General features: G+C 71.8%; 1 protein-coding gene. It reads right to left on the bottom strand.

From position 1 onward, the window contains the following. Positions 1 to 205: 205 nt before the first annotated feature. Entirely contained in the window at positions 206 to 4,540 is a 4,335-nt protein-coding gene (locus tag DQW06_RS09920) for a ThuA domain-containing protein (RefSeq protein WP_117198324.1), read from the bottom strand. Between the last annotated feature and the right edge of the window lie 780 nt (positions 4,541 to 5,320).

Raw genomic sequence — 5,320 nt, 5'->3', positions numbered from 1 at the left:
GGGGAGGAGGGGGCCTTCTTGGCGGACACCGTGACACCTTCTTCTCGTCGTACCTGGGGGCCGGACGCCGCGACGTCGCGCTCCTTTCCGGCGGGGCGCCACCGCGGGGGGCGGCGGGGCCGGCCGGAACCGGCCCCGCCGTGGTCACGGGACCCCCGGCGGACGCCGCCCCCACCGGGGGCGGGCGCGCGCCGGAGGCGTCCCGTCACTCGTCGTCGATGAGCGGGCGCAGCCTGTCGGCCAGCTCCAGCAACTCCTCCCTGGCGGCCTCGTCGGCCACCGCCTCGGCCACCCCGACGAACCGGTCCAGGGCCAGCGCGGCCTGCCCGGTCCGGCCGACGTTGAGATGGTGTTCGGCCAGTTCCAGCTGCGGGGTCAGCCGGCGCGCCTCGGACACGGTCAGCGCGCCGTCGGCCTCCAGGGCGTCGACGCGCTCCTGGACCTCGGCGAACGTGACCGGTTCGACCGCGTCCAGCTCCTGGACCCGGACGTCGCGGAAGAGCACCCGGTCGGCGTCGCCGTGGTTCTGCAACCCGATGTGGCCCGAGGACAGGTCACGCGCCGGGTCGGTGCTCTCGAACTCGTTCACCAGCTCCCCGTTGATCCACACGCGGATCATCGGGTCGGCCACCTCGATCTCCATCTCGTTCCACTCGCCGACCCGCGCGGGGTGGGAGTCGGCCGCCTGGAAGTCGTAGACGGCGCCGGTCTGGTGGATCGGGTCGCCGTCGGGCGCCCCGTAGCCGTCGATCTGGATCTCGTAGCCCTCGTTGACGGCGACCCAGGGGTCGTCCCCGGGCCCGGGGAAGCCGACGAAGACGCCGGAGTTGTCCGTCTCCTCGGCGGCGAGGAAGTCCAGCTTCAGCCGGTAGGACTCCAGCTCCGTCTCGTGCCAGAGCAGCCCCATGCCACCCTGGGTCTCCAGGGCGCAGCCCTCGCCGTCGTCGACGACGCCGAACCCGCCCGGGCCCGCCATGTTCCATCCGTCGAGCGTCCGGCCGTCCCACAGGGGGGTGTAGCCGTCCTCGGCCCCGGCCGGGGCGCACTCGGGCGGCTCGGTGCCGCCCGCCTCGACCGTGATGGTGGCGGTGTCGGAGGCGCCGGTGTTGCCGTCGCCGTCCGTGGCCACGGCGCTGACCTCGTACTCGCCCGCCGCGGCCCCCTGCCAGGTGGCCGTGTACGGGCCCTCGGTCACCGTGGCGACGACCTCCTCGCCCACGAGGAAGTCCACCTTCTCCACACCGGCCTCGGCGTGGTCGGTGACCTCGGCGGAGAGGGGGACGTCCGCACCCTCCTCGAAGACCGCGCCGTCCTGCGGGCTGGTCAGCTCGGTCTGGGGGCCGTGCTCGCCGTGGCCGTCCAGGACCGCCTCGAAGTAGTTGACGTTGAACAGGCCGTCCTCGACTGCGGGGCCCTCACCGTCGAAGACCAGGTACAGCGTGAAGGTCTCCCCGGGGTCGGTGACGTCCATGGTCACGTCGGTCCACTCCTGCCAGCCGCCGGTGGTGGGCACGTCGACGCTGCCGAGCAGTTCGCCGTCGGGGGCGTTCATGCGCGCCTCGATGGTTCCGCCCGCCCCCGCGGAGGCGACCCGGAACTCCATCTGCTCGACCCCGACCAGGTTGGTCGTGTCGTAGGCCGTCCAGTCGCCGTGGCCGATGTGGCTGACGTTGACCAGGCCGCCCTCGGCGTCCGTGGTGGGTTCGGTCCGGACCCCCTCGCTGTCGGTGAAGTACTGGGCCTGCGTCCGGGCGGGCTTGAGGGTGACCCCGTCGCTTCCGGTGAGGCCGGGGGCCCCGTCCCCGCCGGAGTCGGTGTACTCGGCCTCCAGCACCCAGAAGATGTTCATGTCGTGCCCGTGGCCGCCGTCGACCTCGGTGATGCTGACGTCCTCGCAGCTGTCGTACTGGGTCCACGGGTGGGCGTGCCTGTCGTGGCCGAGCGAGGCCGTGACCGCGACGTCGCCGCAGTCGACGCCCTCGCCCACGGAGCCGTCCTCGGCGTCCGCCACGTCCACGCTGAAGGGGATCTGGTCACCCCAGTGGAAGAACTGGCCGTCCCGCGGGGTCTGGAAGGAGACCTCGGGCGCGGTGTTGCCCGCGGTGACCGTCGTGGTGGCCGTGCCCGTGCGCCCCTCGGGGTCGGTGACGGTCAGCACGACCGTGTACTGGCCCGCCTCCTCGAAGGTGTGGGTGGGCGAGACCTCGGTCGAGGTCTGGCCGTCGCCGAACGACCACGCGTACTCCAGGGGCAGGCCGCCGGGGTGGCTGGAGCCCTCGGCGGAGAACTCCACCTCCAGCGGGGCCGGTCCCGAGGTCGTGGAGGCGCTGATGTCGGCGACCGGGGTGGTCCCGCCGCCGGTGTAGTCGATGCGCGACAGCGCCGAGTCGGCGGCCCCGCCGAAGTAGCCGGACCCGTACTCCAGCACGTACAGGGAGCCGTCCGGGCCGAACTCCATGTCCATGGGGTTGGCCAGGCTGATGTTCGGGACGGTCTCGGTGATGTCCAGGACCTCGCCGTCGTCGCCCAGGTGCACCTGCTTGATCCAGTCGCGGTCCCACTCGTAGAACAGCGGGATGCCGTCGTAGTACTCGGGCCACTTGGTGTCCGACTCCAGTTCGGGGTCGAACTGGTAGGCCGGGCCGCCCATCGGGGCGCCGCCGCCCGTGCCCAGCTGCGGGAACTCCTCCGACTCCTCGTAGCTGTACCAGATCGAGGCGGGGGTGACGGGGGGCAGTTCCGCCAGGCCGGTGTTGCGCGGGGAGTCGTTCACCGGCGCGGCGCAGTCGAACGCCTCTCCGGAGGCCCCGGCCTCGAAGTCGTAGTCGACGAACGCGCTGTTGTCGCCGATGCAGTAGGGCCAGCCGATGTTGGCGGGCTCGGTGATGGCGTGCCAGGAGACCGTGTTCTGCGGTCCCCGTTCGGGGTCGGGCTCGTTGGCGTCGGGCCCGTAGTCGCCCAGGTAGACGGTGCCGTCCTCCTTGTCCACCGTGAACCGGAACGGGTTGCGCAGGCCCATGGCGTAGATCTCGGGCCGGGTCTGCTCGCCGCTGTACTCCTCCGGCGGGAAGAGGTTGCCCTCGGGGATCTCGTAGCCGCCGTCGTCGGTGGGCGTGATCCGCAGGAGCTTGCCGCGCAGGTCGTTGGTGTTGGCCGAGCTGCGCTGGGCGTCGAAGGCGGGGTTGCGCGACTCGCGCTCGTCGATGGGCGTGTAGCCGTCCGACCCGAACGCGCTGGTGTCGTCGCCCGTGGCCAGGTAGAGGTTGCCCTCGGCGTCGAAGTCGATGTGGCCGCCGACGTGGCAGCACATGCCCCGGTCGGTCCCGACCTCCAGCAGGACCTGCTCGCTGTCCAGGTCCAGGGCGGGGGTCTCCCCGTCCGTGAACTGGAAGCGGGAGAGGTTGTTGTGGCCCTCGTAGGGCTCGAAGTCCTCCGGGGAGCCGTCCGCGGGCGCCTCACCCGCCGGGACGCCCTCGATCACGGGCGCGTAGTACAGGTACACCCACCCGTTCTCCTCGAAGTCCGGGTCCAGGGCGACGCCCTGCAGCCCGTCCTCGTCGTGGTTGTACACCGGGACCCGGGCTATCAGCTCGGTGGTGTGGGTGTCGGGGGACCACAGCCGCACGTCGCCGCCGCGGGTGATGTGCATCACGCGGCCGTCGGGCAGGACCGCCAGGCCCATGGGCTCGCCCACGGAGTCCTCGCCCTGCGCGAGGGTGACCTTCTCGAAGTTGTCCCACTGCGTGGCGCCGCAGTCGCCCTCGGCGGTCCCGGCCGCCCACCGCAGCCCGCCGAGCAGGTGCTGGGTGAACTCCGGTTCGGAGTAGGACTCCACGGTGTGGCCGCCGCCGGTGTACCAGGACCGGCCGCCGTCGTAGGCCTGACACCAGGCGATCGGGTGGTCCCACCCCATCTGGCCGCCGGGATCGACCTGGTCGGCGTAGGAGTCCTCGTCGAGCCCGGCCAGGACGTGCACGTCGCCGCGGGGGGACAGGTCGAAGTCGTACCACTCGTCGTGGCGCTGCCAGCTGGCCGGCAGGTGCTCCGTGGAGGGGTGGACCCTGTCGTTGACCACCACCTGGGCGTCCTGCGTACCGGGCGGGTGGCTGGCGAAGTAGCCGCCGACGAGGTCGCCGTACCACTCCCAGTCGTAGTGGGTGTCGGAGGCGGAGTGGACGCCGACGAAGCCGCCGCCGCCCTGGATGTAGCGCTCGAAGGCGCCCTGCTCCTCCTCGTTGAGCACGTCGCCGGTGGTGGAGAGCCAGATCACCGCGTCGTAGGCGGCCAGCTCCTCGTCGTTGAACACCGAGGAGTCCTCGGTGTGCGCGGTCTGGAAGCCGTGTTCCTCGCCGAGCGCCTCGATGAGCGCGACGCCGTGGGGGATCGAGTCGTGCCGGAAGCCGGTGGTCTTGGAGAAGATCAGCGTGTTGAACGCGTCCTCGCCGGTCTCGTCGGCGTACGCGACCGGTGCGGTCAGCGTGAGCGCCATGGCGACACCCGACGCGAGCGCGCCGAGTGTCAGCAGGGGTCTCTTCTTCATACGGAACCTCACCTGGGGGTGGGAGCGAAGCGATGAGTCCGTGCGGCGTGCCGGCGCCGACGGCAGGGGCGGCCCGGTGGTCGTGCGGCCCGGTGGGGACCGAGCGGCTGCGACCGGTGGGCTGACGGGGAGTTCCTGCTATCAGGTGCGGGAAGCGGGGGGTGCCGCCTCATCGGTCTCAGCCCATACCGGCTCCTTTCCTCGCTGGTCCTGCCGGAGGCGGACGACGCGGTGGCCGGGGATCGGGGCCGCCGGGCCCGTCAGTCCGTCCACGTCTCGGAGGGGGAGGCCCGGCGGGTCGCCGCCGCCGGACTTCACTTGGTGCGGGCGGGGCAGCTCTTCGTAACCGGGAAAGGCCATGCCGACGGTCCGAAGACGCCACATCGCCCAACTCCTGTGACCTGCCTCACCTGCTGCCTCGAACCGTACGTCGGGCTTATGTCGATCGTCAAGCAGAAGTTGTCGGTGCAGGTCGCAATAGGTGGAGTCCGGTCATCCAATAGACCCGGGTCCACGGGCGGCTCCGGTGAGTGCCTTTCCCGAGGTCGTGGCACGCTCGGCAGCACGCCTTGGCCGACGGTGTTCACCCGGTGTACGGGGGACGTTCCGTGAGGGGGCACCGGTGGAGGCCGGTGCCGGTGCCCGCCGGTACATCCTCGCGTCAGCGCGGCGCGGTCGGCACGGTCGGCGTCCGGGAGGGGCCCGGGCCGGGACGGACAGGACCCGGGTGCACACACAGCCGCGCCCCCGCCCGGAGGGGGCGGGGGCGCGGGGGATCCG

The sequence above is a fragment of the Nocardiopsis sp. TNDT3 genome, from assembly GCF_003427465.1.
In the GTDB taxonomy this organism is placed as follows: Bacteria; Actinomycetota; Actinomycetes; order Streptosporangiales; family Streptosporangiaceae; genus Nocardiopsis; species Nocardiopsis dassonvillei.
This window is presented reverse-complemented; position numbering and strand designations above follow the sequence as displayed.